26 protein-coding genes are annotated in these 25,792 nt (G+C 69.2%); 12 read left to right on the forward strand and 14 right to left on the reverse strand.

All coding sequences use genetic code 11. The annotated features are described in order from the left end of the window. The first annotated feature begins 52 nt into the window (after nt 1–52). From JOF42_RS17645 to JOF42_RS17660, 4 genes are all read left to right on the forward strand, one after another. Nucleotides 53–811, forward strand: a complete 759-nt coding sequence (locus tag JOF42_RS17645; RefSeq protein WP_210098997.1) for an alpha/beta fold hydrolase — start codon at nt 53–55, stop codon at nt 809–811. Further along, complete coding sequence (locus JOF42_RS17650) at nt 808–1,968, forward strand: acyl-CoA dehydrogenase family protein (RefSeq protein WP_210098998.1); 1,161 nt, start codon at nt 808–810, stop codon at nt 1,966–1,968. The genes JOF42_RS17645 and JOF42_RS17650 overlap by 4 nt, the downstream gene beginning before the upstream one ends. A gap of 88 nt (nt 1,969–2,056) precedes the next feature. Further along, a complete protein-coding gene (locus tag JOF42_RS17655; RefSeq protein ID WP_210098999.1) occupies nt 2,057–2,524 on the forward strand; it encodes an Lrp/AsnC family transcriptional regulator in 468 nt (155 codons plus the stop codon). Continuing rightward, nucleotides 2,521–3,915, forward strand: a complete 1,395-nt coding sequence (locus tag JOF42_RS17660) for an aspartate aminotransferase family protein (protein ID WP_210099000.1) — start codon at nt 2,521–2,523, stop codon at nt 3,913–3,915. The genes JOF42_RS17655 and JOF42_RS17660 overlap by 4 nt, the downstream gene beginning before the upstream one ends. Before the next feature lie 18 nt (nt 3,916–3,933). On the opposite strand, the gene JOF42_RS17665 is transcribed toward JOF42_RS17660, so the two are convergent. Next, complete coding sequence (locus JOF42_RS17665; RefSeq protein ID WP_210099001.1) at nt 3,934–5,472, reverse strand: PucR family transcriptional regulator; 1,539 nt, start codon at nt 5,470–5,472, stop codon at nt 3,934–3,936. A 97-nt stretch (nt 5,473–5,569) separates the two neighbouring features. Here JOF42_RS17665 and JOF42_RS17670 point away from each other — a divergent pair, with 97 nt between their 5' ends. Both JOF42_RS17670 and JOF42_RS17675 read left to right on the forward strand, forming a co-directional pair. Next, entirely contained in the window at nt 5,570–7,054 is a 1,485-nt protein-coding gene (locus JOF42_RS17670) for a CoA-acylating methylmalonate-semialdehyde dehydrogenase (RefSeq protein ID WP_210099002.1), read from the forward strand. Between the two features lie 34 nt (nt 7,055–7,088). Continuing rightward, nucleotides 7,089–8,477: an aspartate aminotransferase family protein gene (locus JOF42_RS17675; protein ID WP_210099003.1), complete on the forward strand. Its 1,389-nt coding sequence runs from the start codon at nt 7,089–7,091 to the stop codon at nt 8,475–8,477. A 21-nt stretch (nt 8,478–8,498) separates the two neighbouring features. Here the strand turns inward: JOF42_RS17675 and JOF42_RS17680 are convergent, their stop codons facing one another. From JOF42_RS17680 to JOF42_RS17700, 5 genes are read right to left on the reverse strand one after another with little or no spacing between them, the layout of a single operon-like run. Then, entirely contained in the window at nt 8,499–9,227 is a 729-nt protein-coding gene (locus JOF42_RS17680) for a FadR/GntR family transcriptional regulator (RefSeq protein WP_210099004.1), read from the reverse strand. 34 nt (nt 9,228–9,261) lie between these two features. Next, complete coding sequence (locus JOF42_RS17685) at nt 9,262–10,041, reverse strand: 3-oxoacyl-ACP reductase (RefSeq protein WP_050722693.1); 780 nt, start codon at nt 10,039–10,041, stop codon at nt 9,262–9,264. Between the two features lie 31 nt (nt 10,042–10,072). Then, nucleotides 10,073–11,434, reverse strand: coding sequence for an aldehyde dehydrogenase family protein (locus JOF42_RS17690; protein ID WP_210099005.1), 1,362 nt, complete (start codon nt 11,432–11,434; stop codon nt 10,073–10,075). Further along, the gene (locus JOF42_RS17695) at nt 11,431–12,183 is read right to left on the reverse strand and encodes a gamma-glutamyl-gamma-aminobutyrate hydrolase family protein (protein ID WP_210099006.1); all 753 of its coding nucleotides are present in this window, start codon (nt 12,181–12,183) and stop codon (nt 11,431–11,433) included. Before JOF42_RS17695 ends, JOF42_RS17690 begins: the two co-directional genes overlap by 4 nt. Further along, the gene (locus tag JOF42_RS17700; protein WP_210099007.1) at nt 12,164–13,519 is read right to left on the reverse strand and encodes a glutamine synthetase family protein; all 1,356 of its coding nucleotides are present in this window, start codon (nt 13,517–13,519) and stop codon (nt 12,164–12,166) included. Before JOF42_RS17700 ends, JOF42_RS17695 begins: the two co-directional genes overlap by 20 nt. 156 nt (nt 13,520–13,675) lie before the next feature. Between JOF42_RS17700 and JOF42_RS17705 the strand changes: the two genes are divergently transcribed. Then, nucleotides 13,676–15,223: an amino acid permease gene (locus JOF42_RS17705; RefSeq protein ID WP_210099008.1), complete on the forward strand. Its 1,548-nt coding sequence runs from the start codon at nt 13,676–13,678 to the stop codon at nt 15,221–15,223. Nucleotides 15,224–15,250: 27 nt separating this feature from the next. On the opposite strand, the gene JOF42_RS17710 is transcribed toward JOF42_RS17705, so the two are convergent. The 3 genes from JOF42_RS17710 to JOF42_RS17720 are packed head-to-tail and all read right to left on the reverse strand — an operon-like array spanning nt 15,251 to nt 16,242. Continuing rightward, nucleotides 15,251–15,523, reverse strand: a complete 273-nt coding sequence (locus JOF42_RS17710; RefSeq protein ID WP_056517673.1) for a metal-sensitive transcriptional regulator — start codon at nt 15,521–15,523, stop codon at nt 15,251–15,253. A 29-nt stretch (nt 15,524–15,552) separates the two neighbouring features. Then, nucleotides 15,553–15,963, reverse strand: a complete 411-nt coding sequence (locus JOF42_RS17715; protein WP_210099009.1) for a type II toxin-antitoxin system VapC family toxin — start codon at nt 15,961–15,963, stop codon at nt 15,553–15,555. 3 nt (nt 15,964–15,966) lie between these two features. Then, complete coding sequence (locus JOF42_RS17720; RefSeq protein ID WP_052492856.1) at nt 15,967–16,242, reverse strand: type II toxin-antitoxin system prevent-host-death family antitoxin; 276 nt, start codon at nt 16,240–16,242, stop codon at nt 15,967–15,969. A gap of 127 nt (nt 16,243–16,369) precedes the next feature. Here JOF42_RS17720 and JOF42_RS17725 point away from each other — a divergent pair, with 127 nt between their 5' ends. Both JOF42_RS17725 and JOF42_RS17730 read left to right on the forward strand, forming a co-directional pair. After that, on the forward strand, nt 16,370–17,647 hold the full coding sequence (locus JOF42_RS17725) for a DUF445 domain-containing protein (protein WP_210099010.1): 1,278 nt from the start codon (nt 16,370–16,372) through the stop codon (nt 17,645–17,647). 15 nt (nt 17,648–17,662) lie between these two features. Then, nucleotides 17,663–18,187, forward strand: coding sequence for a DEAD/DEAH box helicase family protein (locus JOF42_RS17730; RefSeq protein ID WP_307803641.1), 525 nt, complete (start codon nt 17,663–17,665; stop codon nt 18,185–18,187). Between the two features lie 21 nt (nt 18,188–18,208). Here the strand turns inward: JOF42_RS17730 and JOF42_RS17735 are convergent, their stop codons facing one another. Further along, a complete protein-coding gene (locus JOF42_RS17735; RefSeq protein ID WP_210099012.1) occupies nt 18,209–18,598 on the reverse strand; it encodes a hypothetical protein in 390 nt (129 codons plus the stop codon). 95 nt (nt 18,599–18,693) lie between these two features. Between JOF42_RS17735 and JOF42_RS17740 the strand changes: the two genes are divergently transcribed. Together JOF42_RS17740 and JOF42_RS17745 are read left to right on the forward strand one after the other, a co-directional pair. Continuing rightward, a complete protein-coding gene (locus JOF42_RS17740; protein WP_210099013.1) occupies nt 18,694–19,038 on the forward strand; it encodes a PadR family transcriptional regulator in 345 nt (114 codons plus the stop codon). After that, the gene (locus tag JOF42_RS17745) at nt 19,035–19,460 is read left to right on the forward strand and encodes an HAAS signaling domain-containing protein (protein ID WP_210099014.1); all 426 of its coding nucleotides are present in this window, start codon (nt 19,035–19,037) and stop codon (nt 19,458–19,460) included. The genes JOF42_RS17740 and JOF42_RS17745 overlap by 4 nt, the downstream gene beginning before the upstream one ends. Nucleotides 19,461–19,469: 9 nt before the next feature. On the opposite strand, the gene JOF42_RS17750 is transcribed toward JOF42_RS17745, so the two are convergent. From JOF42_RS17750 to hutH, 4 genes are read right to left on the reverse strand one after another with little or no spacing between them, the layout of a single operon-like run. Beyond that, entirely contained in the window at nt 19,470–20,375 is a 906-nt protein-coding gene (locus tag JOF42_RS17750; protein ID WP_210099015.1) for an arginase family protein, read from the reverse strand. Then, nucleotides 20,356–21,576 carry an imidazolonepropionase gene (gene hutI / locus JOF42_RS17755; RefSeq protein ID WP_307803642.1) on the reverse strand — a complete coding sequence of 407 codons (1,221 nt, stop codon included), beginning with the start codon at nt 21,574–21,576 and terminating at the stop codon, nt 20,356–20,358. The genes JOF42_RS17750 and hutI overlap by 20 nt, the downstream gene beginning before the upstream one ends. Beyond that, on the reverse strand, nt 21,573–23,252 hold the full coding sequence (gene hutU, locus JOF42_RS17760) for a urocanate hydratase (protein ID WP_210099016.1): 1,680 nt from the start codon (nt 23,250–23,252) through the stop codon (nt 21,573–21,575). Before hutU ends, hutI begins: the two co-directional genes overlap by 4 nt. Beyond that, nucleotides 23,245–24,786 carry a histidine ammonia-lyase gene (gene hutH, locus JOF42_RS17765; protein ID WP_210099017.1) on the reverse strand — a complete coding sequence of 514 codons (1,542 nt, stop codon included), beginning with the start codon at nt 24,784–24,786 and terminating at the stop codon, nt 23,245–23,247. Before hutH ends, hutU begins: the two co-directional genes overlap by 8 nt. Before the next feature lie 52 nt (nt 24,787–24,838). Here hutH and JOF42_RS17770 point away from each other — a divergent pair, with 52 nt between their 5' ends. After that, complete coding sequence (locus JOF42_RS17770; protein ID WP_307803643.1) at nt 24,839–25,615, forward strand: IclR family transcriptional regulator; 777 nt, start codon at nt 24,839–24,841, stop codon at nt 25,613–25,615. The last annotated feature ends 177 nt before the right edge of the window (nt 25,616–25,792 follow it).

Genomic DNA, 25,792 nt, shown 5'->3' on the forward strand with positions numbered 1-25,792 from the left:
TCACGTGACCGCGACCGAGCTGCCCTGCGTATCCCGGTCGTAGGCTTGCTGCATGCCCGCACCGCTCTCGTTGCCTCGCATCTCCTGGGGAGACCCGACGTCTGACCGCCGCGTCCTCCTCGTGCACGGACTCGGCTCGTCCGGTGCACTCATGTGGCGCCTCGGCACCGCTCTGGCAGACGCGGGCCGGCACGCGACCGCGATCGATCTGCGCGGCCACGGAGACGCCCCTCGAGCCCTCGACTACTCGGTCGCCGCCTACGGCGCAGACCTCGTCGCAACGCTCCCCGACGGCGGCGGACCGTGGGATGCCGTCGTCGGCCACTCGCTCGGTGGCGCCTCGGCCACGGTGGCCGCGGCATCCGACCCCGAGTGGACCCGCCGACTCGTGCTCCTCGACCCCGCGATCCTCGTCGGCGGCCGCGACGCCACGATCGTGCGCAAGAGCCAGGAGCGCGCGTTCGCCGACAACCGGGTCGAGCTGGTGCAGCAGGAGCATCCGCACTGGCATCCGCAGGACTGGGAGCTCAAGGTCGACGCGGTGCACCGCACGAGCGCCTGGGCCGTCGAGCAGACGAGCAGGCAGAACACTCCCTGGGATGTCACGGCGGATGCCGCGCGTCTGACCGTACCCACGCACGTGATCGCCTCGGATCCCGCGGTCTACAGCATCTTCACCGGCGATGTCGCGGCTGGTTTGCTCGCCTCGAACCCGCTCATCACGATGTCGGTGGTCGCGGGATCGGGGCACTCGCTGCACCGCGACAAGCCCGAGGAGACCATCCGACAGCTGGAAGAGGCACTCGCATGAGCACGTTCGATCCGACCGCGTTCCTCCCCGACGATCTGCTCGAGCGCATCCGCGAACGGGCGCCGATCCACGACCGCGACAACACGTTCCCGCAGCAGGACCTCGATGAGCTCCGCGACGCGGGCTACCTCTCGATCCTCGTGCCGACCGAACGCGGGGGCGCGGGCCTGGGTCTCGCCGAGGCGGCGATCCTGCAGCAGCGCCTCGCCACGGCGGCGCCGGCGACGGCCCTCGCCATCAACATGCACCTCGTCTGGACGGGCGTCGCCAAGGTCTTCTCCGACCGCGGCGTCCCCGGCCTCGACTTCGTGCAGGACGGCGCGGTCGCCGGCGAGGTCTTCGCGTTCGGCATCAGCGAGGGCGGCAACGACCTCGTGCTGTTCGGCAGCGACACGGATGCCGTGCCGACCGCCGACGGCGGCTACTCCTTCACCGGCACCAAGATCTTCACCTCGCTCGCGCCCGTCTGGACGCGGCTCGGCCTGCACGGACTCGACACCACGAGCCCCGACGCCCCCAAGCTCGTGTTCGCCTTCGTCGAGCGCACCGATGCGGTCGTCACGGGTGACGACTGGGACACCCTCGGCATGCGCGGGACGCAGAGCAGGACGACCCGCCTGAACGGGGCAGTCGCCGATGCCGCCCACGTGGTGCGCCGCATCGATCCGGGCCCGAACCCCGACCCCATCGTGTTCGGCATCTTCTCGGTCTTCGAGATCCTGCTCGCCTCGGTGTACACCGGCATTGCGCGACGCGCGCTCGACCTCGCGGTCGAGACCGCCCAGAAGCGCCGCTCGAAGAAGACGGGCGCCGCCTACAGCCAGGACCCCGACATCCGCTGGCGGATCGCCGATATGGGCCTCGCGTACGACGCCCTGCCGCCACAGATCGCCGCACTCGCCCGCGACGTCGACGAGAAGGTCGACAACGGCGCCCGCTGGTTCACCCTGCTCTCGGGAGTCAAACACCGCGCCATCACCATGTCGAAGCACGTCGTCGATCAGGCCATGCTCGTCGCGGGCGGCGGCTCGTACTTCTCGTCGAACGAGCTCTCGCGCTTGTACCGCGATGTGCTGGCGGGGGCCTTCCACCCGTCCGACCCGGAGTCGGCGCACGCCACCGCGGCGAGCGCGTGGCTGGGACCGCTGGAGTCCTAACCCCGGTATTCTGCGGTTTCCCCGTCAGAGAACGAGAAATTCTGCGGAATCGGTTGAAGAGAGCCCGCTCCGGTGCGAGGATCGCATCATGGCGTCCTCGAAGAAGCACCCCCCACTGGATGATGTCGCGAAGACGATCATCGAGCTGCTCCAGGAGGATGGGCGCCGCTCGTACTCCGACATCGGCCGCGAGGTGGGCCTGAGCGAGGCCGCCGTGCGGCAGCGTGTGCAGCGCCTCACCGAGTCCGGTGTCATGCAGATCGTCGCGGTCACCGACCCGATGCAGCTGGGCTTTCCCCGGCAGGCGATGATCGGCATCCGGGTCTCCGGGGACACCCGGATCGTCGCCGAGGCCATCGCCGAGATCCCCGCGATCGACTACGTCGTGATCACGGTCGGATCCTTCGACATCCTCGCCGAGGTCGTCTGCGAGGACGACGAAGACCTGCTCGCCATGATCAACGACCACATCCGCCCGATCGACGGGGTGCTGTCGACCGAGACCTTCATCTACGCCAAGCTGCAGAAGCAGCTCTACAACTGGGGGACCAGATGAGCACGCAACGCACGACACCGTCCGAGGCCGAACTCCAGGCGATGGCCAAGGACCATCTGTGGATGCACTTCACGCGACAGTCCACGATGGAGAAGAGCGGCGTCCCGATCATCGTCAAGGGCGACGGGCACCGCATCTGGGACTCGAAGGGCAAGGAGTACTTCGACGGCCTCGCCGGGCTCTTCGTCGTGAACGCCGGGCACGGTCGCCGTCGTCTCGCCGAGGCCGCCGCCAAGCAGGCATCCGAGCTCTCCTTCTTCCCGCTCTGGTCATACGCGCACCCCGCAGCGATCGAACTCGCCGACCGGCTCGCCGACGAGGCCCCCGGCGACCTCAACCGCGTGTTCTTCTCCACCGGCGGCGGCGAGGCCGTCGAGACCGCGTTCAAGCTCGCGAAGCACTACTGGAAGCTGCAGGGCAAGCCCACCAAGCACAAGGTCATCTCGCGCTCGGTCGCCTACCACGGCACCCCGCAGGGAGCCCTCGCGATCACCGGCATCCCTGCGATGAAGTCGATGTTCGAGCCGGTCACTCCCGGCGGCTTCCGAGTGCCGAACACCAACTTCTACCGCGCGGCCGAGATGGGCGGTCCGAGCGACGACCTCGAGGCCTTCGGGCGTTGGGCCGCCGACCGCATCGAGGAGATGATCCTGTTCGAGGGCGCAGACACGGTGGCCGCCGTCTTCCTCGAACCGGTGCAGAACTCTGGTGGATGCTTCCCGCCGCCTCCCGGCTACTTCGCCCGGGTGCGCGAGATCTGCGACCGCCACGATGTGCTGCTCGTCTCCGACGAGGTCATCTGCGCGTTCGGTCGACTCGGCCACACCTTCGCCTGCACCGGTCTCGGCTATGTGCCCGACATGATCACGTGCGCCAAGGGCATGACCAGCGGCTACTCGCCGATCGGCGCCACGGTCATCAGCGACCGGATCTACGAGCCCTTCTCGAAGGGCGACGTGTCGTTCCCGCACGGTTACACGTTCGGCGGGCACCCGGTCTCCGCCGCGGTCGCACTCGAGAACCTCGCGATCTTCGACGAGGAGGGACTCAACGAGCACGTGCGCGAGAACTCGCCGCTGTTCCGTGCCGAACTCGAGACGCTGCTCGACCTCCCGATCGTCGGAGACGTGCGCGGTGACGGCTACTTCTTCGGCATCGAGCTGGTGAAGGACAAGGCCACGAGGGAGACGTTCGACGACGACGAGTCCGAGCGACTGCTGCGCGGCTTCCTGTCGCCCGCCCTGTTCGAGGCCGGGCTCTACTGCCGCGCCGACGACCGCGGCGACCCCGTGATCCAGCTCGCGCCGCCGCTCACGATCGGCCCTGCCGAGTTCCGCGAGATCGGACAGATCCTGCGCGGCGTGCTCTCGGACGCGCAGTCGGTGCTCTAGCCCTCAGTCAGTTCGGGATCAGCCGGATGTCGCGGTGCGCCGCCTCGCGAGAAGTGCGAGGTGGAGCGCCGCGATCGTCTCGCCGTCGTCGAGGTCGGCTCCGAGCAGATCGCCGATCAGCGTGAGCCGCTGATAGAACACCGACCGAGACAGGTGGCTCGCCGCCGCTGCCGCCGAGCGATTGCCCGGGTGGGCGACGAGGGCTGCGAGCACGTCGAGCAGGTCGCCGCGGCGCTCACGATCGTGTCGGATCAGCGGCGACAGCATCCGCTCGCTGTGCTCATGCAGTCGGTGGTCGTCGCGCAGGGTCGCGACGAGCCGTTCGAGCGGGCGGTCGTCGACGCGGCGTACCCGGGCCCCCGCCTCGGCACGATCGCTGTCGGCGAGGTCGCGCGCCGCTCGCAGAGAGCCGAGCAGACCGAGCACGTCGTCGGCGACCGGCCCCACGAACACTGCGCGGTCGGGACCGGCGATGCGCAGCAGCACCTCGTCGGACAGCCCGGTGGACGCGGGCACCGAGAGCAGTGCGACGTCATCGCCGTCGACACGCGCGGCCATCACCGCGAATCCCGCCTGCCGCGCACGATAGGCGAGCTCGCTGATCGAGCCGTTGCCGCGTGCCACGATCCCGTGGCAGTGGCGGCCTCGGAGCGCGAAGCCGCCGGCGCGCAGCCGTGCATCGATGTCCTCAGCCTTGGCGAAGCGCGCGCCGAGCAGGTCGTCGATCACCCCACGCTGGGCGAGCAGCGACCATTCGGCGTCGCCGCCGTCGGCGATGCATCCGAAGGCCAGGGCTGTCGCGCCCTGTTCGAGAACCGTGACCCGACCGGCGGGGTGCGCGGCGCCCGGCAGAGCGAGGAGCGTGCCCCAGCGCACCCCGCGCGCCTGTACGGCCACCCTCTCGGCCGCGCTGCGGTTCCCGAGCACCTCGGCGACCGCCATTCCGAGTCCCTCGGTCGCGATCACCTCGCCTGCGAGATTCTCGAGCACGACCGGGGATCCGAGCGCTCTGGCGGTCTCGGAGACCACGACGTCGGCGGGAGCCCCCTGCAGACTCAACGCGGTGAAGAGCTCGTGCAGGTGCTGCCGTTCGCGCAGCGCCTGCGTCTGTGCGGCGATCAACGCATGATGCACCGCCTCGGTCACCGCGACGAACTTGACCTCGTGCGTGAGCGCGATGAGGGCCAGACCCACCGTGGCGCAGACGTCGACGACCGGCTGCGGAACGCTCTGACGGGCGGTCTTCAGCTCGAACACGATGCCGGCGATGCCCGCCCGATGCAGGCTCGACGCGAAGTCCCGCAGCTCGGCCTCATCGACCGGCCACCCCGCCCCGGTGGTCAGCAGCAGCTCGCCGCCGTCGAGTAGACGTGCGACTCCGACGCTGTCGGACACGTGCGCCCAGCGCACGGCGGCGCCGAGTGCGGCTCCGCCGACGATCACGTCGGGCTCGCCCTGCTGCACCGCGGCCTCTGCGAGGACGTCGGCGACCGTCAGGAAGACCGCACTCGCCGGACGATCTGTCCGATCATCGGCGATGTCGCTACGTTCTGACACCGTTCAGGCTCCTCGTGCTCTGTGATCATGGGAGGAAGTCAGCGTATCGCGCCTCGGTCAGAGTGTTCGATACGGATTCGTACCCCGAAGGAGCCCCGTGGACATCGTCCGTCACCTCATCAATGGAGCAGAGACCGCCGACGCGGCACGCACGGGTCAGGTCTTCGACCCGGCCACCGGTCAGGTCTCGAAGCAGGTCGCCTTCGCTTCCACCGCCGAGGTCGACGAGGCGATCGCCGCCGCGGCATCCGCTCTGCCCGCCTGGCGCGAGACGAGCCTCATCAAGCGGGCCGACGTGTTCTTCCGTCTGCGCCAGCTGCTCAAGGAGCGCACGCCCGAGCTCGCGGCGATCGTCACCTCGGAGCACGGAAAGGTGCTCTCGGATGCCGCGGGCGAGGTCTCGCGCGGCATCGAGAACGTCGAGTTCGCCGCCGGTCTCGTGCACCTGCTCAAGGGCGAGCGCAGCGAGCAGGTCTCGCGCGGGGTCGACGTGCACTCGGTCAAGCAGCCCGTCGGTGTCGTCGCCGCGATCACGCCCTTCAACTTCCCCGTCATGGTGCCGCTGTGGATGGTCGCCTCGGCGATCGCCTGCGGCAACACCGTGGTGCTCAAGCCGAGCGAGAAGGACCCGTCGGCCTCGATCTGGCTCGCCAAGCTCTTCCAGGAGGCGGGGCTCCCCGACGGCGTGCTCAACGTCGTGCACGGCGACAAGGAGGCCGTCGACGCTCTGCTCGAATCGCCGCGCGTGAACGCGATCAGCTTCGTCGGCTCGACGCCCATCGCCCGGTCGATCTACCAGCGCGCGGCGACCGCGGGCAAGCGTGTCCAGGCTCTCGGCGGCGCGAAGAACCACATGGTCGTGATGCCGGATGCCGACATCGACGCTGCAGCCGACGCCGCCGTCTCCGCCGCGTACGGCTCGGCCGGCGAGCGCTGCATGGCCGTGTCGGTGCTCGTCGCGGTCGGCGACATCGCCGACGACCTCGTCGCCGCGATCGCCTCGCGCATCGAGGGCCTCACGATCGGCGCCGGCACGGACGCAGCGAGCGAGATGGGCCCGCTCATCACGCGCGAGCACCGCGACCGCGTCGCCTCGTACGTGACGGGAGCCGACGCCGAGGGTGCGACCGTGGTGGTCGACGGCACGACGAAGGAGTTCGACTCGGACGGATTCTTCATCGGAGTCAGCCTGATCGACCGCGTCGCCCCCGGCATGAAGGTGTACGACGACGAGATCTTCGGCCCGGTCCTCTCGGTCGTGCGCGTCGAGACCTACGCCGAGGCCGTCGAGCTCGTCAACGCGAACGCCTACGGCAACGGCACCGCGATCTTCACACGTGACGGCGGCACCGCCCGCCAGTACGAGTTCGACATCGAGGTCGGCATGGTCGGCGTCAACGTGCCGATCCCCGTGCCGATCGGCGCCTACTCGTTCGGCGGCTGGAAGGACTCGCTGTTCGGCGACTCGCACATCTACGGCCCCGAGTCGGTGCACTTCTACACTCGGTCGAAGGTGGTCACCACTCGCTGGCCCGACCACACGCCCTCGCAGATCGACCTGGGCTTCCCGAGCAACCACTGAGCTCCCGAGCAGACAGAGAACGGAGACACGAGACATGACGAAATACACCGACCGCCACGGTGCATCCCACCCGCTGCCTGCCCCCGAGGCCGAGGCGCAGGTACGAGCGGATGACCGCGGCCACGTGTTCCACTCGTGGAGCGCGCAGGGCCTGATCGATCCGCTGCCGGTCGCCGCGGGTGAGGGCTCGACGTTCTGGGACTACGACGGCAACGCCTACCTCGACTTCTCGAGCCAGCTGGTGAACCTGAACCTCGGGCACCAGCATCCCGATCTGGTCGCCGCGATCCAGCAGCAGGCCGGACGCCTCTCGACCATCCAGCCCGCGATGGCCAACGACGTGCGAGGCGAGCTCGCCCGACTCATCGTCGAGGTCGCGCCCGAGGGCTTCGAGAAGGTCTTCTTCACGAACGGCGGCGCCGAGGCCAACGAGTACGCGGTGCGCATGGCGCGTCAGTCGACCGGTCGCCACAAGGTGCTCTCGATGTACCGCAGCTATCACGGCTCCACGTCGACCGCGATCTCGCTGACGGGTGACCCTCGTCGGTGGGCGAACGGCACTCCGGACTCGGGAGCCGTGCGCTTCTTCGGGCCGTACCTCTACCGCTCCCCGTTCCACGCCGAGACCCCCGAGCAGGAGTCCGAGCGCGCGCTCGCCCACCTCGAGCAGACGATCCAGCTCGAGGGGCCGGCGACGATCGCCGCGATCATCATCGAGACCGTGGTCGGCACGAACGGCGTACTCGTGCCGCCGCCCGGATACCTGCAGGGTGTGCGCGAGCTGTGCGACCGCTACGGCATCGTCTACATCGCCGACGAGGTCATGGTCGGGTTCGGCCGGCTCGGCGAGTGGTTCGGCATCGACGCCTACGGCGGGCGTCCCGACCTGATCACCTTCGCCAAGGGCGTGAACTCGGGCTACGTGCCGCTCGGCGGCGTCGTGATCTCCGAGCGCATCGCGAAGGCCTTCGACACCACGCCGTTCGCCGGTGGACTGACGTACTCGGGCCACCCGCTCGCGTGCGCCGCAGGCGTCGCGACGTTCGAGGTGTTCCGCCGCGACGGCATCCTCGAGCGCGTGCGCGATCTCGGCGAGCGCATCGTCGAGCCGACGCTGCGCCGCTGGGTCGACACCCACCCGAGCGTCGGAGAGGTGCGCGGCCGTGGACTGTTCTGGGCCGTCGAGCTCGTGCGCGACCCGCAGACGCGCGAGCCGCTCGTGCCGTTCAACGCGAGCGGAGCGGATGCCGCGCCGGTCGCCGCTTTCGCCGCCGCAGCGAAGAAGGCCGGCGTCTGGCCGTTCACGCACTTCAACCGCATGCACGTGGCGCCGCCGCTCGTGATCAGCGAGGACGACCTGGTGCGCGGTCTCGCCGTGCTCGACGAGGCTCTCGCCGTGGCAGACGAGGCAGCCACGAGCTGACCCTCCCGCTGCTGCGCGGTTTCAGATCAGGAATCCGCGCAGCAGCGCTTCGGACCCCGCGAGGTGATCGCGCATCGCGGCCTCGGCGACGTCGGGGCGCCCGGCCAGGATCGCCGTGACGATGCTCTCGTGCTGCTCCCCAGAGTGCTGGATGTTCCTCGGCATCAGCGGAAAGGTGTCGAGCCAGGCGTTGACGTCGGCCCGGTTCTCGGCCACGAGCGCGACGAGCGACGGGATTCCGGCGGCCTCGGCGATCGCGAGGTGCAGCAGCGTGTCGAGCCGGCGATACTCGTCGGGTCCGGCCGGCAGTGCTGCCTCGTGCCGGGCCCACAGGTCGGCGCGGGTCGCGGAATCCAGCGAGCGACTCGCTGCGGCACGCGCCGCACCGGTCTCGAGCACGCGACGGAGCCCCAGCACGTCATCGACCTCGGCCGCGGTCACGGGGCCGGCATCCGAGGGCTGCGGCAGCGGATCGGCGACGAACGTGCCGCCGTACCGCCCGCGCTTCGGCACGAGGTATCCGGTGTCTGCGAGCTCGCGGATCGCCTCGCGCACGGTGTCGCGGCTGACGCCGAACGATGCCGCAAGCTCACGCTCCGGCGGCAGCGACTCTCCGGGAGCGACGACGCCGAGGCGGATGGCCTGCACGAGGCGGGCGACCGCATCCTCGAGGGCGTTGCCGCGGCGCAGCGGCCGATAGACCGCTCGGCGCACCCCGACGAGATCGCCGTCGGAAGGGTGCTCGCTCATGCTTCTCAGCCTGTCACAGCGACATGATCCCGCTTCACAGCGGGGTGACGTAGGCGTTGGTGATGCCACCGTCGACGACGAAGGCACTGGCGGTGATGAACGACGAGTCGTCGGACGCGAGGAAGGCCACGGCGGCGGCGAGCTCGGACGGCTCTGCGAAGCGTCCCATCGGCACGTGCACGAGGCGACGCTGTGCGCGCTCCGGATCCTTGGCGAACAGCTCCTGCAGCAGCGGGGTGTTGACCGGACCAGGGCACAGGGCGTTCACGCGCACTCCCTGCCTGGCGAACTGCACGCCGAGCTCACGCGACATCGCGAGCACGCCGCCCTTCGACGCGGTGTAGCTGATCTGCGAAGTCGCCGACCCCAGCAGCGCGACGAACGATGCGGTGTTGATGATCGAGCCCCGACCGGCCGGCACCATGTGGCGAAGTGCGGCACGGCTGCAGAGGTAGACGCTCTTGAGGTTGACGTCCTGCACGCGATCCCAGGCGGGCAGCTCGGTGGTCTCGATCGAGTCGTCGTCGGCGGGCGAGATGCCCGCGTTGTTGAAGGCGATGTCGATGCGGCCGAACTCCGCGGCGACGCCGTCGAAGAGCGCGTTGACCTTCGTCTCATCGGCGACGTCGACGGGGCGGAACGCACCGCCGACCTCGGCGGCTGCCTTCTCGCCCGTGGCGGGGTCGACGTCGGCGATGACGACGAACGCGCCTTCTGCGGCGAAGCGCTGGGCGGTGGCGAAGCCGATGCCGCTGGCCCCACCGGTGATGATGGCGACGCGGTCCTTGAGGCGCTGGGTCAGATCGATGGTCATGTGTGTTCTCCGTTGCAGGGTGGTGTGCGGGTCAGGATTCGTCGGTCGCGAAGAAGACGTTCTTGGTCTCGGTGAAGTGCTCAGCGGCATCCGGTCCGAGCTCGCGCCCGAGACCCGACGCCTTCATTCCGCCGAACGGCGTCGCGTACCGCACCGACGAGTGCGAGTTCACCGACAGCACCCCGCTCTGGACTCCGCGCGACACGCGCACGGCACGGCCGAGACTCTCGGTCCAGATCGAGCCGGCGAGACCATAGGCGGTGTCGTTCGCGAGGCGGATCGCATCGGCCTCGTCGTCGAACGGCATCACCGCGACGACCGGCCCGAACACCTCCTGCTGCGCGATCCGGTCGGACGGATCGGCCAGCACCACGGCGGGGGCGAACCAGAAGCCGTCGCCCTCGGGAGCGCTGCCCCGGAACGCGATGTTCGCGTCGTCGAGGAACCCCGAGACGGTGTCGCGGTGCGCGGCCGAGATGAGCGGCCCCATGTCGGTGTCGGCGCTCGACGGGTCGCCCACCCGCCAGGCGGCGACAGCGGGCTCGAGCAGTTCGAGGAAGCGGTCGTAGACCGAGCGCTGCACGAGCAGCCGACTGCGCGCACAGCAGTCCTGACCGGCGTTGTCGAACACCGACCCCGGAACCGCAGCGACCGCCTTTTCGAGGTCGGCATCGGCGAAGACGATGTTGGCGCTCTTGCCGCCGAGCTCCAGCGTGACGGGCTTGAGCGCCCTGGCGCATCCGGCAGCGACCTCGATGCCGACCTCGGTCGACCCGGTGAACACGACCTTGCGGACATCCGGATGCTCGACGAGCCGCTGCCCGACGACCGAACCCGACCCGGTGACGACCTCGAAGAGCCCCTCGGGGAGGCCCGCTTCGAGGGCGAGCTCACCGAGCCGGATCGCCGTGAGAGGCGTGAGCTCAGCCGGCTTCAACACCACCGCGTTGCCGGCGGCGAGCGCCGGCGCGAACGCCCACGCGGCGATCGTCATGGGGAAGTTCCACGGCACGATGACCCCGACCACACCGTACGGGTCGTGGAAGGTGACGTCGAGTCCGCCCGCCACGGGGATCTGCCGACCCGACAGGCGCTCAGGATCGGCCGAGTAGTAGTTGAGCACCTGGGCGACATGACCGGCCTCCCATCGGGCGGAGCCGATCGGATGCCCCGAGTTCAGCACCTCGAGCTGCGCGAGCTCTTCCGCCGCGGCCTCGACCGTGCGCGCGAACGCACGCAGCGCATCGGCCCGAGCGACCGGGGCGAGCGCCGCCCACCGGCGCTGCGCCGCAACGGCGCGGGCGATCGCGACATCCGTCTCTCCGATGTCGGCGCGCGCGATCTCGCGGATCGCCGCACCGGTCGACGGGTTGATGACTGTGAACGCGCTCATCGGGCGTCCTCCTTCCGCCGTGCGGCGAACGCACGGGCCTGTGAGACGAGATCTGCGAAGAGCCGCCGATCCTCGGCGTTCTCCTCCGGGTGCCATTGGACGCCGACGATGTGACCGGCCGACGTGTCGACGAAGGCCTGCACGAGACCGTCGGCGGAGTGCGCCGCGGCCACGAGTCCGTCGCCGAGACGGTCGACACCCTGGTGGTGATAGCTGTGCACGCGCATCCCGGTCTCGCCGATGATCTCGGCGAGTGGGGTGTCGGTCGACACCTCGACGTCGTTCTCGGCGAAGACTCCCCCGCCGATGCGGTACTTCTCCGTGCCGAGCGATTCGGGCAGATGCTGCTGCAGGGTGCCGCCGCGTGCGACGTTCACGAGCTGCAGACCACGGCAGATCGCGAGCACCGGGATGCCGCGGCGCTCCGCCGCCTGGAACAGGGCGAGCTCCCACGCATCCCGGTCGACGCGGGCGGGGTCGGTGAGCGGATGCCGGTCCTCACCGTACAGCTCGGGCGCGACGTCGGCGCCGCCGGAGAGCACGAGACCGTGCATGCCGGAGATCGCCGCGTCCGCGGCATCCGGATCCTGGGGCGGAAGCAGAAGCGCGATGCCGCCGGAGGAGGTCACACTCGTGAGGTACTGCTCGGGCAGGAACGCCGCCCTGACGTCCCACACCCCCTGCTGTGCGCGCTCGAGATAGGTCGTGACGCCGATCAGCGGCGCGGGGTCAGAGGCGCTCGAAGCCACGGATGCGCTCCCAGTCGGTGACGGCCGCGTCGTAGGCTTCCACCTCGATGCGGGCCTGGTTCAGGTAGTGCTCGACCACGTCGTCGCCGAACGCGGCCCGCGCGACGGTCGACTCGCTGAAGAGCTTCGCCGCCTCGCGCAGGGTCGTCGGCAGATGGTCGACCGCGTCCTCGTAGGCGTTGCCGGTGAAGCGCTCGGGCAACGGCAGCTCGTTCTCGATGCCGTACAGGCCGCCCGCGATGATCGCCGAGATGCCGAGGTACGGGTTCACGTCTCCGCCGGGCACGCGGTTCTCGACCCTCAGCCCCGAGCCCGACCCGACCACGCGCAGCGCGCATGTGCGGTTGTCGATGCCCCACGCGACTCCGGTCGGGGCGAAGCTGCCCTTGGCGAAGCGCTTGTACGAGTTGATGTTCGGCGCGAACAGCAGGGTGAACTCCCGCAGTGTGGCGAGGATGCCGGCGATCCAGTGCTCCATCACGGGGCTGAAGCCGTGCTCGCCGTCTCCCGCCATGACCGGAGCACCCGACTCGTCGCGGAGCGACAGGTGGATGTGGCAGCTGTTGCCCTCGCGCTCGTTGAACTTGGCCATGAAGGTGAGCGCCTGCCCGTGCTGCTCGGCGATCTCCTTCGCCCCGTTCTTATAGATCGCGTGCTGGTCGGCGGTCTCGCGCACCTCCGCATAGCGGAAGGCGATCTCCTGCTGACCGAAGTTGCACTCGCCCTTCACGCCCTCGCAGTAGAGCCCCGCGCCGTCCATGCTGTTGCGGATGTCGCGCAGCAGCGGCTCCATGCGCGTCGAGGCGAGCAGGTTGTAGTCGACGTTGTAGTCGGTCGCAGGCGTCAGGCCTTCGTACTTGCGCGCCCAGGCGTCGCGGTAGGTGTTGTCGAAGACGATGAACTCGAGCTCCGTGCCCGAGTACGCGGTCCAGCCCCGCTCGGCGAGACGGTCGCGCTGCCGGTCGAGGATCGCTCGGGGCGAGGGGCCCACCGGTTCGCCGTTCTGCCAGACGAGGTCGGCCATGACCAATGCCGTGCCGTCGAGCCACGGAATGTTGCGCATGGTCTCGACGTCGGGCTTCAGCACCATGTCGCCGTAGCCGCGGTCCCACCCCGACATCGCGTAACCGTCGACCGTGTTCATGTCGACGTCGACCGAGAGCAGGTAGTCGCAGGCCTCGGCCCCGTGAGCCAGGATGTCCTCCTGGAACAGCCGCGCCGACACGCGTTTGCCGACCAGTCGCCCCTGCGCATCCGCGAAGGCCACGATCACCGTGTCGATCTCGCCGGCGGCGATGCCGGCATCCAGCTGTTCGACGCTCAGGTTGCCCGACATCTGACGCTCCGTTCTCGTGCGGTGAAGCGATCGGCCGACCGGCTTCGCCCTCAGAGTAGATCACCTTCGCGTTTAAAGGTAGACGAAACCACCATTGACTGTCACAATCATCCGCAAGGTGCACCCGGCGCCTGCACGCATGCGAACGGAGAGCGGATGTCCCAGCAGAGCAATGAATCCCGCAAGGTCGCCGGAGCGACCTATACACGCGCCGGGAGTGAGTATTTCGAGAAACGCACCCTGAAGAGATCCGCCGGAGTCTGGGGGCTGTGGGGCCTCGCGGTCGCCGCGGTGATCTCGGGCGACTTCTCGGGCTGGAACTTCGGCATCGACTTCGCGGGCTTCGGTGGGATGCTCATCGCCTTCGCGATCCTCGTCGCCATGTATTACGGCATGATCTTCGCGATCGGAGAGATGGCGGCCGCGATGCCGCACACCGGAGGCGCCTATTCGTTCGCCCGCTCGGCCATGGGCCCCTGGGGCGGCCTCGTCACCGGGGCGGCCGAGACCATCGAGTACGTCGCCACCACGGCGGTGATCGTCTACTTCTCGGCGTCGTATGCCAACGGCATCACGAGTGAGCTGCTGGGCCTCGAGCTGCCCGGATGGGTCTGGTATCTCATCCTCTACGTCGTCTTCATCGCCCTGAACTCCGCGGGGGCGGCGATCTCGTTCCGCTTCGCGATCGTCGTCTCGGTCATCTCGATCGGCATCATCCTGGTGTTCTCGGCCATGGCGATCTTCTCGGGCGCGTTCTCGTGGGATGCCCTGTGGAACATGGTCCCCGACGAGGGCCAGACCGCGTTCCTTCCCCATGGCGTCCTGCCGATCCTGTTCGCCCTGCCGTTCGCGATGTGGTTCTTCCTCGGCATCGAAGAGCTTCCGCTCGCCGCCGAAGAGTCGCACAATCCGACCCGCGACATCCCGAAGGCGGGCTTCTGGGCCCGCGGCACGCTCATCGTCACCGGCCTCCTGGTGCTCTTCCTGAACACCGGTGTCATCGGCGCCGAAGCCACCAGAACGGCGGGCGAGCCCCTGCTCGACGGCTTCCGCGCGATCGTCGGCGACCAGCTCGCCGCCGTGCTCGCGCTGTTCGCGCTCATCGGCCTGCTCGCGTCGCTCCAGGGCATCATGTTCGCCTACGGACGCAACATGTACTCGCTCTCCCGCGCCGGGTACTACCCGCGGTTCCTCTCCCTCACCGGCAAGCGCCAGACGCCGTGGGTCGCCCTCACCGTGGGTGCCGCCATCGGCTTCATCGCCCTGATCGTGCTCGATGTGCTCACCGCGGTCGACTCCGAGGGCGCGGGTACGGTCGCCGGCGCGATCGTGCTGAACATCGCGGTCTGGGGCGCAGTCGTCGCCTACGGCCTGCAGCTCGTATCGTTCATCATCCTGCGCAAGAAGTTCCCGAACGTCGACCGCCCGTACGTCAGCCCATGGGGCATCCCCGGTGCCGTCATCGCGCTCGTGATCGCCGCTCTGATCTTCGTGGGCTTCTTGCTGAACCCGACGTTCGGTCCGGCCATCATCGCGATCGCGATCGTCTACGCGATCATCCTGCTCGGCTTCGGCCTCTTCTTCCGGCACCGTCTCGTGCTCTCCCCCGAGGAGGAGTACGCGCTGTCGGGCGGTTCGCATGGCGACCCGCAGGCCGAGGGCTACGACGCCATGGAGGGCGAGGTCTTCGACCCGAAGCGGTGACGCGAGAGGAGCGCGACCGGCCAGACCCTACTTGCGGTCGAAGTCGAACGCCTTGAGAAGCTCGGCGACAGCCTTGTCGCGCTCCTCCCCTCCCTCGTCGAACATGTGCGTCACGTGCGTGCGCAGATGGTTCTCGAGCAGCAGACGGTTCAACGACTCCAGCGAGCGCTGGATCGCGCGGGACTGCGTGATGATGTCCATGCAGTACTCCTCGTTCTCGATCATCCGCGCGACACCGCGCATCTGACCCTCGAGGATGCTGGTGCGATGCAGGGCGCGCTTCTTGATGTCTTCGATCACGCTTCGAGGGTACTCGGCCTCTGCCGCTGTCAGTCCTCGAACGGGTTCAGCACCGACAGGCCGGGGATCTCGAAGTCCTTCGTGTTGCGCGTCACGAGAGTCAGGCCGTGATGCAACGCTGTGGCCGCGATCAGCGCGTCAGCCCACGGACGACGATCCGGCACGTTGAGAGCGGCGCACGTCCGCGCGATCTGCGGAGAGACGGGGAGGATGCGGGAGCCGAGCCCGAGTCGAAGCGTGTCCAGCCAGCGTCGGAGTGCTCTCGCCTGACGCGGATCGCGGCGCTGGAGTCCGAGGACACCGAGTTCCAGCTCGTAGTCGGTGATGACGCTCATGTGAAGAGCCTCGGGCACCCCGCTCTCCATCCAGGTGCGAGCGGCGATGCCGGCTCCGGTTCCGCGCCTCGCGTCGGAGAACGTGTTCGTGTCGATCAGATACATCGGTCAGAACTCGATCGGAGGACGACCGAAGTCCGTCTTCCGATCGGCGACGATCTCGTCGATGATGCGATCGAACTCGCCGTCGTCGTCCACGAGGTCCTCCTCCGGCATCGCAAGGAACTCGAGAATCGACCCGGGTCGGGCCGGGGCGAGCCGTTCGTACTCGTCGATGCTCAAGAGCACGTACGCGGGCTCGCCGCGCTTCGTGATCATCACGGGCTGGTCGTCGGCGACGCGCTGAGCGCGCGCGACGGACTGGTTGAACTCTCGAGCGGTCATGGTGAACACGATGTACCTCGATTCGGAATGTAGTGATGGTACTACACAGCCCAGATCTCTCGACGGACGACAGAACTCGATGCGGCACGCCGACCTCGGCGAGAACTCCCCGTGAAAGGATGACGTCATGCCGCGAACCCCGATGGCGCTCCTGTCGCCCGCAGACCAGGTACGACTTCGCGCCCTTCGCCGCATGAAGGCGGTGGCCCTCGGGGCTCTCATCTTCATGGCGATCGTGTTCGTCGTCGCGTTCGCGTTCCAGGAGCGGCAGCCGTGGCTCGGCTATGTGCGCGCGGCCGCCGAGGGCGGGATGGTGGGCGCCCTCGCCGACTGGTTCGCCGTGACGGCGCTCTTCCGCAGACCGCTGGGGCTGCCCATCCCGCACACCGCGATCATCCCGAACCGCAAGGATGAGATCGGGCGCACGCTGGGCGAGTTCGTCGAGACGAACTTCCTCGAGGCGAGCGTCGTGCGCACCAAGCTCGCGAGCACCGCGATCGCGAAGCGCGCGGGCGAGTGGTTGCGCGAGCCGGCCCACGCCGAGCGGGTGGGCGCCGAGGGAGCGACGATCGCGACGGCGGTGCTCAACGCCCTCAGCGACGACGACGTGCGCGACCTCATCACCGATCTCGCCCGCGAGCACCTCGTCTCTCCCGAGTGGGGTCCGCCGGCCGGGGCCTGGCTCGAGAAGATCGTCGAAGCGGATGCTCACCACGGAGCGGTCGACCTCGCCGCCGACAGCATCGCCCGCTGGCTCGACGCGAATGCAGCCTCGTTCTCGGGGCTCATCTCACGGCGGCTCCCCGGGTGGGTGCCGAAGCTCGCGCACCGCTTCGTCGACGACACCGCGTACAACGAGGCGGTCAAGTTCGTGCGCGCCGTGCAGGCCGATCCGCAGCATCCGGCCCGCATCGCCGTCGACGGCTATCTCGCCCGCCTGGCAGACAGTCTGCAGAACGACCCCGCGACGAGGGCCAAGCTCGAGAACGCCAAGGCCTCGCTGTTCGACAGCCCCCGCGTGGGCGCCCTCGCGGCCGAGGCGTGGAACACGGCCAAGAACGGACTCCTCACCGCCCTCGCCGACCCCGAGAGCGGGCTGCGCGTGCGTGCGGCTCAGGCTCTGCAGGAGGTCGGCGACAGGCTGACGACGGATGCCGCGCTGCAGCACCGCGTCGACACCTGGGTGTCGGATGCCGCGGTGTTCCTCGTCGACCGCTACCGCCACGACATCGCGTCGATCATCACCGACACCGTCGAGCGCTGGGACCCGGTCGAGACGACCGAGAAGATCGAGCTCATGGTCGGTCGCGACCTGCAGTACATCCGCCTCAACGGCACGTTCGTCGGCGCCCTCGCCGGTCTCGCGATCTTCACGATCGCCCACCTGCTGATCCCCGGGGTCTGACGCGTGCGGATCGTCGTGTCGGGCACTCACGCGAGTGGCAAGAGCACGCTGATCTCCGACTTCCACGCAGCTCACCCCGAATACGCGGTCCTCGGCGACCCGTTCGATGACATCGAGTCGGAGGCGCCGGCTGGCGCGGCCAGCTTCGTGGCGCAGCTCCGCGTCACGGTCTCCCGACTGCGAGAGTCGGCGGGCGAGAGCTCCGTCATCTCGGAACGCGGGTCGATCGACTTCCTCGCCTATCTCACCGCGCTCGACGCGCTGGGCCGTGGAGACGACACGCTGCTCTCTCGAGCGCAGGAGCTGGTCGAGTCATCGATGGCCGATGTCGATCTGATCGCCGTCGTGCCGCTCGACCCACGGCACGCGATCGCCGTTCCCGACGACGAGGATCCGGAGCTCCGAGAGGCGATGGGGCGCGCTCTTCTGGATGTGCTCGACGACCTGGAACGCGCCGGTGATGCGCCGTCGATCGTGACGCTCACGGGGAGCCCCGGCGAGAGACTCACCCAGCTGGAGAAGGCTGCCGGCCTCTGCTGATCGTCGGATCTGACCGTGAGGTCACAGGAAAAGCGGCAGCAGTGATCCGATGAGGCCGATTACGCCGACACCCGCGAACACGATCCCCAGAGTCATCACGACCCGGCGCAGATGTGGCGGATCCCCCACACGAGCACGAGCAGGATCGTTCGCACTGACGACCCCTGCAGCCCAGCCCTCCTCCGGGGTCGCGAACTCGTCGCGCCGCAACGGCCTCTCGTGGAAGTCGCCTCCGGCGAACCAGCGGGCGAACACGGAGCCGTCCCGCTCGACGATCGCGATCTCGATGCTCCGCCACGGTCCTTCGACCGCACGAATCAGCATGGCCAGCAGGAGCAGCGGCAGCCCGATCCCCAGGCCCACCCACGACAGCACCTCGCCGACGAGAGCGAGGGTGTCCAGCGTGTCCATGGCTCCATCGTAAAGTCGCCGGCCGGTGACTCTCACGGCCGCCTCGACACGCGAGCTAGGTAGAGATCTGGACTAGTCCGTGGCATGATCTAGTCATGGATTCGACGCAGTGGCCCAGCGAGTGGGCTCGGGCCGCGCTCCCCGGCGCCGTGCTCGCTCTCGTGGGCGACGAGGACGCCTACGGCTACCTGATCGCCCAGCGCCTCGCGGCGGCCGGATTCGGCACCATCAAGGGGAGCACGCTCTACCCGCTGCTCGCCCGCCTCGAGCACGACGGTTCTCTCGCCTCGACCTGGCAGGACGGGGCCGGAGGGCCGGGGCGCAAGTACTACTCGATCACGGAATCGGGCAGGCGAACGCTCGACGAGCACCGGGCCGCCTGGGCGGATTTCACCGCCCGCACCATGACAGTCCTCGGCGACAAGAAGGAGTCACGATGAGCGGCACACGGGACGACTACGGCACGGCTCTCGCGGACGAGCTCGAACTACGCGACGTCCCGAGTGACCAGGTCGATCTCATCGTGCGGGAGGTGAGGAGCCACCTCGCAGAATCCGGGGAGGATCCGCTCGAGACGTTCGGTTCGCCTGAACACTACGCAGACCAGTTCGCCCCGCGCTCATGGACGCGACGGATGCTGTGGGGACTCGTGGCTCTCGCCGGTCTGCTCGGCGCCGGCGCCGGACTCCTGCTGCTGAGCGGAGTCTTCGGGCTCATGGATCCGTCGATGCAGCTGTGGGGGTGGGCGCCGAGCATCCGACTCACGCTGGGGACCCTCTGCCTCCTGGGCCTGGCCGGTCTCCTGACCTTCATGGTGATGGAGTCGCGACGACGCCAGGCGTCGTGGACGCTGCGTCGATAGCGGCCGCTGTCAGCGCGCGACGAGAGCCGCGAGCATCTCGAGCACGCAGAGGGCCGCGAGCCTGACCGTGCGCATGTCGTCGGTGTCGGCCGTCGCGTCGACCTCGGCGATATCGGCGCTCACCACGCGAGGATCCGCGACGATCGAGCGGACGAGAGCACGCAGCTCCCACGCGGCGAATCCGCCGGGCACACTCGCCGGGCACCCGGGCGCTGCGGCCCGATCGGCGGCGTCGACGTCGACATCGAGATGGATGCGGGCGGCCGCACCGGCGCCGGCGATGCGCGTTGCCTCCGCGACGACCTCGTCGATCCCGCGGCGCCGGACCTCGTCGAGGGTGATCACGCGAATGCCCCACTCGGCGGCGCGCGCCGCGTAGGCGGCGGAGTTCGCGAAGTCCGCGATGCCGATCTGCACGATCTTCGTCGGATCGATGCGTTCCTTCTCGGGTGCGTCCTCGATCAGTCGCCGCACGGGCGACCCGTTCGAGATCCCGTCGCGCAGGTCGAAGTGCGCATCGATCGTGATCAGTCCGGTGGCCCCGGCTCCCCGCGCGACCGGGTAGGTCAGCGCGTTGTCGCCCCCGAGGGCGATCACGAGACGAGCGGATGCGGCGAGCTCATGCACGCGCGCGACGCTCGCCGCGATGCCGGCCTCGCCGTCGGGCTCGGCCACATCCCCGGCGTCGAGAACGCGCAGCGCCTCGCCGAGATCGACGACAGGCGGACCCATGAGCGTGGCGCTGTACCGGGTCAACGCCTCCCGGATCGCCGCGGGGGTCGCATGCGCGCCGGTCGGCGAGAGCGAGGTGCGCCAGGTCGGAACGCCGAGCAGCACGGCATCCGCGTCATCCTCCGCAGCGAACGAGGGCCAGGATCCGGCGCGCGGCCAGAGGTCATCGTGCGACAGGGCCATGGTTCTCCGCTCCTCGTGCCTTCGACGCTGCCGCGAAGACCGCGACCCCGTCCTTCCACACCTGATCGACCAGCGGCACTCCGGGTCGATACGCGAGATGGATGCGCGTGGGCGCGGTCAGCAGCACGAGGTCCGCGCGTGCTCCCACCGTGATCACGCCGACGTCGTCGCGGCGCAACGCCCGCGCTCCCCCGGCGGTCGCCGCCCACACGGCCTCGGCGGGGGTCATACCCATGTCGCGTACTGCGATCGCGATGCAGAACGGCATGGACGACGTGAAGCTCGAACCAGGGTTCGTGTCGCAGGCGAGGGCCACGGTGACGCCCGCATCGATCAGTCGGCGCGCGTCGGGATACGGCTGCCGGGTCGAGAACTCGACGCCGGGCAGCAGGGTCAGCACGGTGTCGGAGGCGGCGATCGCTGCGATGTCGTCGTCGGTCAGATAGGTGCCGTGATCGATCGAGGCCGCACCGAGCTCGACGGCGAGGCGCACCCCATCGCCCGGGCCGAGCTGGCTCGCGTGCAGTCGGGGTGTGAGGCCCTTCGCGACGCCGGCCTCGAGCACCCTCCGCGACTGCTCGACCGAGAACGCACCGGTCTCGCAGAACACGTCGACCCATTTCGAATGCGGAGCACAGGCGTCGAGCATCGGGCCCGTCACCAGATCGACGTAGTCGTCGGCTCGGTCGGCGTACTCGGCCGGCACGACGTGCGCCCCGAGGAACGTGACCTCCGGCGTGACCTCGGCGGCGAGGCGCACGAGGCGCTCTTCATCCGCCACGCTCAGCCCGTATCCGCTCTTGATCTCGACCGTCGTGGTGCCCTGCGCGAGCATCTCGTCGAGGAAACCGCGCAGGCGCGCGCGCAGCTCGTCGTCGCTCGCCGCTCGCGTCGCGGCGACGGTCGAGCGGATGCCACCCGCGGCGTACTTCTGCCCCGCCATCCGCGCCTCGAACTCGGCCGCACGATCTCCGCCGAAGACGAGGTGGCTGTGGCTGTCGACGAACCCGGGGATGACCGCCCGCCCGCCGGCGTGGACGATCTCGTCGGCCCCGGGTGCGGCATCCGCCGAGCCGACCCAGGCGATCCGTCCGCCGTCGACCAGCACGGCCGCATCGTGCAGCGTGCCGAAGCGGTCTCCGTCCGGTGAGCCGACGTTGGTCGTGAGCTCGCCGATGTTCGTGATCAGCATGGTGGTCACAGCATCGGCACCTTCAGGCCGCGCTCGCGGGCGATGTCGCGCGCGTGCTCGTAGCCGGCGTCGACGTGTCGCATGACTCCGGTGCCGGGATCGTTGGTCAGCACGCGTTCGAGCTTCTCGGCGGCGAGCGCAGAACCGTCCGCGACGCTGACCTGGCCGGCGTGGATCGAGCGTCCGATGCCGACACCGCCGCCGTGGTGCAACGACACCCACGACGCGCCGGATGCCGTGTTGAGCAGTGCGTTCAGCAGAGGCCAGTCGGCGATCGCATCCGAGCCGTCCTTCATGGACTCTGTCTCGCGGTACGGCGAGGCGACCGAGCCCGAGTCGAGGTGGTCTCGACCGATCACGATCGGTGCCGACAGCTCACCCGACGCCACCATCTCGTTGAACTTGAGCCCCGCCAGGTGGCGCTCCTTGTAGCCGAGCCAGCAGATGCGCGCGGGCAGTCCCTCGAAGTGCACCTTCTCTCCGGCCTTCTCGAGCCAGCGGTGCAGCGCCTTGTCGTCGGGGAAGAGCTCGGCGATCGCGCGATCGGTCTTGTAGATGTCCTCGGGGTCGCCCGAGAGCGCCGCCCAACGGAAGGGTCCGCGGCCCTCTTCGAACTGCGGACGGATGTATGCCGGCACGAAGCCCGGGAACTCGAAGGCGCGGTCGAAGCCACCGAGCTGAGCCTCGGCGCGGATCGAGTTGCCGTAGTCGAACACCGCTGCCCCCGCATCCTGGAATGCGACCATCGCCGCGACGTGCTGCGCCATCGACTCGCGCGAGCGGTGGGTGAAGGCCTCGGCATCCCGTTCGGCCTCGGCCTTCCAGTCGGCGACCGAGATTCCCACCGGCAGATAGGCGAGCGGGTCGTGGGCGCTGGTCTGATCCGTGACGATGTCGATCGGCACACCACGGCGCAGCAGCTCGGGGAAGACCTCGGCCGCATTGCCGACCACGCCGACCGAGAGCGCTTCGCCGGCCTGTTTCGCGGCGACGACCCGGGCGACGGCCGCGTCGAGGTCGGTCGTGTACTCGTCGAGATATCCGTGTTCGACCCGGCGAGCGAGGCGCGACTCGTCGACATCGACGATCAGCACGACGCCGTCGTTGAGGGTGACGGCGAGCGGCTGCGCGCCGCCCATGCCGCCCGCACCGCCGGTGAGGGTCAGCGTCCCCTTGAGCGACTCCCGGCCCAGCGAACGGGCGACGGCCGAGAACGTCTCGTAGGTGCCCTGCAGGATGCCCTGGGTTCCGATGTAGATCCACGATCCGGCGGTCATCTGGCCGTACATGATCAGGCCGAGCTCTTCGAGCTTGCGGAACTCGGGCCAGGTCGCCCAGTCGCCGACGAGGTTCGAATTGGCGATCAGCACACGGGGTGCCCACTCGTGCGTGCGGAAGACGCCGACCGGCTTGCCCGACTGCACGAGCAGCGTCTCGTCCGGCTCGAGCTCGTCGAGAGTGCGGACGATCGCGTCGTACGCCTCCCAGCTGCGCGCCGCCTTTCCGGTGCCGCCGTACACGACGAGGTCTTCGGGGTGCTCGGCGACCTCGGGATCGAGATTGTTCATGAGCATCCGCTTGGCCGCTTCTGCGCCCCAGCTCTTGGCGGTGCGCTGGTTGCCGCGGGCGGCCCGAACGGTGCGCGGCCCCGCCGTGGCGGTGTTGGGCGTCGTGGTGTCAGTCATTCGCGTGCTCCTTTGCGATGCGGGCGACGGCGCCGGACTGCACGAGCGCAGTCACGGCCTCCATGTCGGGTGAGAGGAAGCGGTCGGGTCCGGGCCCCGCCGCGACGGTGCGGACGAGATCGCGGACCGCGCCGGTCGCGGGTCCCGCCTGCAGCGGCGCTCGCAGGTCGAGGGCGCGCGCACCGGTGAGGATCTCGATCGCCAACACGCGGCCCAGGCCGTCGATCGCGCGGCGCAGCTTGCGAGCGGCCGCCCATCCCATCGAGACGTGGTCCTCCTGCATCGCCGACGACGGGATCGAGTCGACGGATGCCGGAACGGCGAGGCGCTTGAGCTCCGACACGATGCCGGCGGCGGCGTACTGCGCGATCATCAGGCCCGAATCGACGCCCACCTCGTCAGCGAGGAAGGGCGGCAGGCCGTGGCTGCGCGCGGGGTCGAGGGCACGATCGGTACGACGCTCCGAGATCGAGGCCACATCGGCGACCGAGATCGCGAGGAAGTCCAGCACTGCCGCGACCGGCGCTCCATGGAAGTTGCCGTTCGATTCGATGCGACCGTCGACGGTGATCACGGGGTTGTCGATGACACTCGCGAGTTCCCGGTCGGCGATCATCGACGCGTACCCCATGGTGTCGCGCGCGGTTCCGTGCACCTGCGGCGAGCAGCGCAGCGAATACGCGTCCTGCACGCGGCCGTCCTCGGGCCCCTTGTGGCTGTGCACGATCGGAGAATCTCCGAGGAAGGACCGCAGGTTCGCCGCGGACGTGGCCTGACCCGCCTGGGGGCGGAGCGCCATGAGGTCGGCGGCGAACACGGCATCCGTGCCCAGCTGCGACTCGACCGACATCGCCGCGGCCATGTCGGCGGTGAGCAGCAGCGCCTCGAGATCGTGCAGCGCCAGCACCAGCATCCCGAGCATCCCGTCGGTGCCGTTGATGAGGGCGAGCCCCTCCTTCTCGACGAGGGTGAGCGGCTCGATGCCGGCGGCGGCCAGAGCATCGGATGCCGGGACGAGCGCGCCCTCGGCGTTGCGGACGTCGCCCTCTCCCATCGTCGCGAGCGCGATGTGGGCGAGCGGGGCCAGGTCGCCGGAGCATCCGAGCGAGCCGTACTCGCGCACGACCGGGGTGATCCCCGCATTGAGCAGACCCGCATACGTCTCGACCACGACGGGCCGCACGCCTGTACGACCCGACGTGAGCGTCTGCAGCCGAAGCAGCTGCAGACCGCGGACGACCTCGCGCTCGACCTCGGCGCCGGTGCCGGCGGCGTGGGAACGGATGAGGCTCGCCTGCAGCTGCAGGCGGCGATCCGGCGCGATGAAGGTCGTGGCGAGTGCGCCGAAGCCGGTGGACACCCCGTAGTGCGGGTGGGGGTCGGCCGCGAGTCCGTCGATGACCTGCCGGGTCTCGGCGACCCGCACCAGCGCTGCGGGGCTGATGGTCACCGGGGCACCGTGTCGGGCGACCGCGACGACATCGGCGTGGCTCAGGGGTGCATCGCCGACGAGGACGGAGGGCTTTTCGCTCATGTCTCGATTCCACACCCGACAGGTCGCGCGCGACAGACGAACGTGGGATCCTGTGTCTGTGATCCCAGACAATGCGGAGACCGGCGCCCAGGTACCCGCTGCCCAGAACACCCTGCGGATCCTGAGCTATCTGGCCGGACGCCCCGCGCCCGTCGCCGCCTCGGCGATCGCTCGCGAGCTCGAACTGCCCCGGTCGACCGTGTACCACCTACTCACCACCCTCGCGGCGCACGGTTTCGTGCTGCACATGAAGGAGGATCGGCGCTGGGGGCTGGGTACGTCGGCCTTCGAGCTCGCCGGCGGATACGCGCGACAGCAACCGCTCGCACGGATCGGGCGTCCCCTCGTCGCTGCGCTCTCGGACCGCCTCGGCGAGAGCACGCACCTCGCCGTGATGAGCGGTGGTGACGTGTTGTACATCGTCGAGGAGCGCGCCCCACGCAGACAGGCCCTCGTCACGGACGTCGGAGTGCGCCTCCCCGCCCACCTCACGGCATCCGGACGAGCGATGCTCGCAGCGCTCCCTCGTGAACAGGTGCGTGCACTGTATCCGAGCGCCTCCGCGTTCCCCGACCGCACCGGCCTCGGTCCGCGAAAGCCGAGTGACCTGCGTGAGCTGCTGCGCACGGTGAGAGGGCGCGGCTATGCGACGGAAGACAGCGAGGTCGCAGACGGCCTGCGCAGTGTCGGCGCGGTCGTTCGCGATCACGCGGGGTGGCCGGTCGCCGCCGTCGCGGTGACCTGGGCGGGTGGCGAACTCGACGAGCGCACGCTCGCTGATGCTGTCATCGAGACGGCCGCGGTGCTCGAGTCCCGGCTCAAGCGCTGAAACCCGGCGATGAGCTCACGCGCTGAAACGTGATCGTGCCCGGGTGCGCGGCGCCCGGGTACTCGATTCGATCACGAACGTGCGACGTCATCGCTACTGTCGTCGACGTGTACGAATGCACGTTAACGCAGAAAAGCCACCCAACATTGGGTGGCTTTTCTGTTTAAAAGAAGTCCG

Source organism: Microbacterium phyllosphaerae, from assembly GCF_017876435.1.
In the GTDB taxonomy this organism is placed as follows: Bacteria; Actinomycetota; Actinomycetes; order Actinomycetales; family Microbacteriaceae; genus Microbacterium; species Microbacterium phyllosphaerae.

Excerpts from the sequence above, each read along its gene's own strand:
- JOF42_RS17645 (WP_210098997.1), top strand. The coding sequence starts at position 53 with ATGCCCGCACCGCTCTCGTTGCCTCGCATCTCCTGGGGAGACCCGACG.
- JOF42_RS17650 (WP_210098998.1), top strand. The coding sequence starts at position 808 with ATGAGCACGTTCGATCCGACCGCGTTCCTCCCCGACGATCTGCTCGAG.
- JOF42_RS17655 (WP_210098999.1), top strand. The coding sequence starts at position 2,057 with ATGGCGTCCTCGAAGAAGCACCCCCCACTGGATGATGTCGCGAAGACG.
- JOF42_RS17660 (WP_210099000.1), top strand. The coding sequence starts at position 2,521 with ATGAGCACGCAACGCACGACACCGTCCGAGGCCGAACTCCAGGCGATG.
- JOF42_RS17675 (WP_210099003.1), top strand. The coding sequence starts at position 7,089 with ATGACGAAATACACCGACCGCCACGGTGCATCCCACCCGCTGCCTGCC.
- JOF42_RS17680 (WP_210099004.1), bottom strand. The coding sequence starts at position 9,227 with ATGAGCGAGCACCCTTCCGACGGCGATCTCGTCGGGGTGCGCCGAGCG.
- JOF42_RS17685 (WP_050722693.1), bottom strand. The coding sequence starts at position 10,041 with ATGACCATCGATCTGACCCAGCGCCTCAAGGACCGCGTCGCCATCATC.
- JOF42_RS17690 (WP_210099005.1), bottom strand. The coding sequence starts at position 11,434 with ATGAGCGCGTTCACAGTCATCAACCCGTCGACCGGTGCGGCGATCCGC.
- JOF42_RS17700 (WP_210099007.1), bottom strand. The coding sequence starts at position 13,519 with ATGTCGGGCAACCTGAGCGTCGAACAGCTGGATGCCGGCATCGCCGCC.
- JOF42_RS17705 (WP_210099008.1), top strand. The coding sequence starts at position 13,676 with ATGTCCCAGCAGAGCAATGAATCCCGCAAGGTCGCCGGAGCGACCTAT.
- JOF42_RS17715 (WP_210099009.1), bottom strand. The coding sequence starts at position 15,963 with ATGTATCTGATCGACACGAACACGTTCTCCGACGCGAGGCGCGGAACC.
- JOF42_RS17720 (WP_052492856.1), bottom strand. The coding sequence starts at position 16,242 with ATGACCGCTCGAGAGTTCAACCAGTCCGTCGCGCGCGCTCAGCGCGTC.
- JOF42_RS17725 (WP_210099010.1), top strand. The coding sequence starts at position 16,370 with ATGCCGCGAACCCCGATGGCGCTCCTGTCGCCCGCAGACCAGGTACGA.
- JOF42_RS17735 (WP_210099012.1), bottom strand. The coding sequence starts at position 18,598 with ATGGACACGCTGGACACCCTCGCTCTCGTCGGCGAGGTGCTGTCGTGG.
- JOF42_RS17740 (WP_210099013.1), top strand. The coding sequence starts at position 18,694 with ATGGATTCGACGCAGTGGCCCAGCGAGTGGGCTCGGGCCGCGCTCCCC.
- JOF42_RS17745 (WP_210099014.1), top strand. The coding sequence starts at position 19,035 with ATGAGCGGCACACGGGACGACTACGGCACGGCTCTCGCGGACGAGCTC.
- JOF42_RS17750 (WP_210099015.1), bottom strand. The coding sequence starts at position 20,375 with ATGGCCCTGTCGCACGATGACCTCTGGCCGCGCGCCGGATCCTGGCCC.
- hutU (WP_210099016.1), bottom strand. The coding sequence starts at position 23,252 with ATGACTGACACCACGACGCCCAACACCGCCACGGCGGGGCCGCGCACC.
- hutH (WP_210099017.1), bottom strand. The coding sequence starts at position 24,786 with ATGAGCGAAAAGCCCTCCGTCCTCGTCGGCGATGCACCCCTGAGCCAC.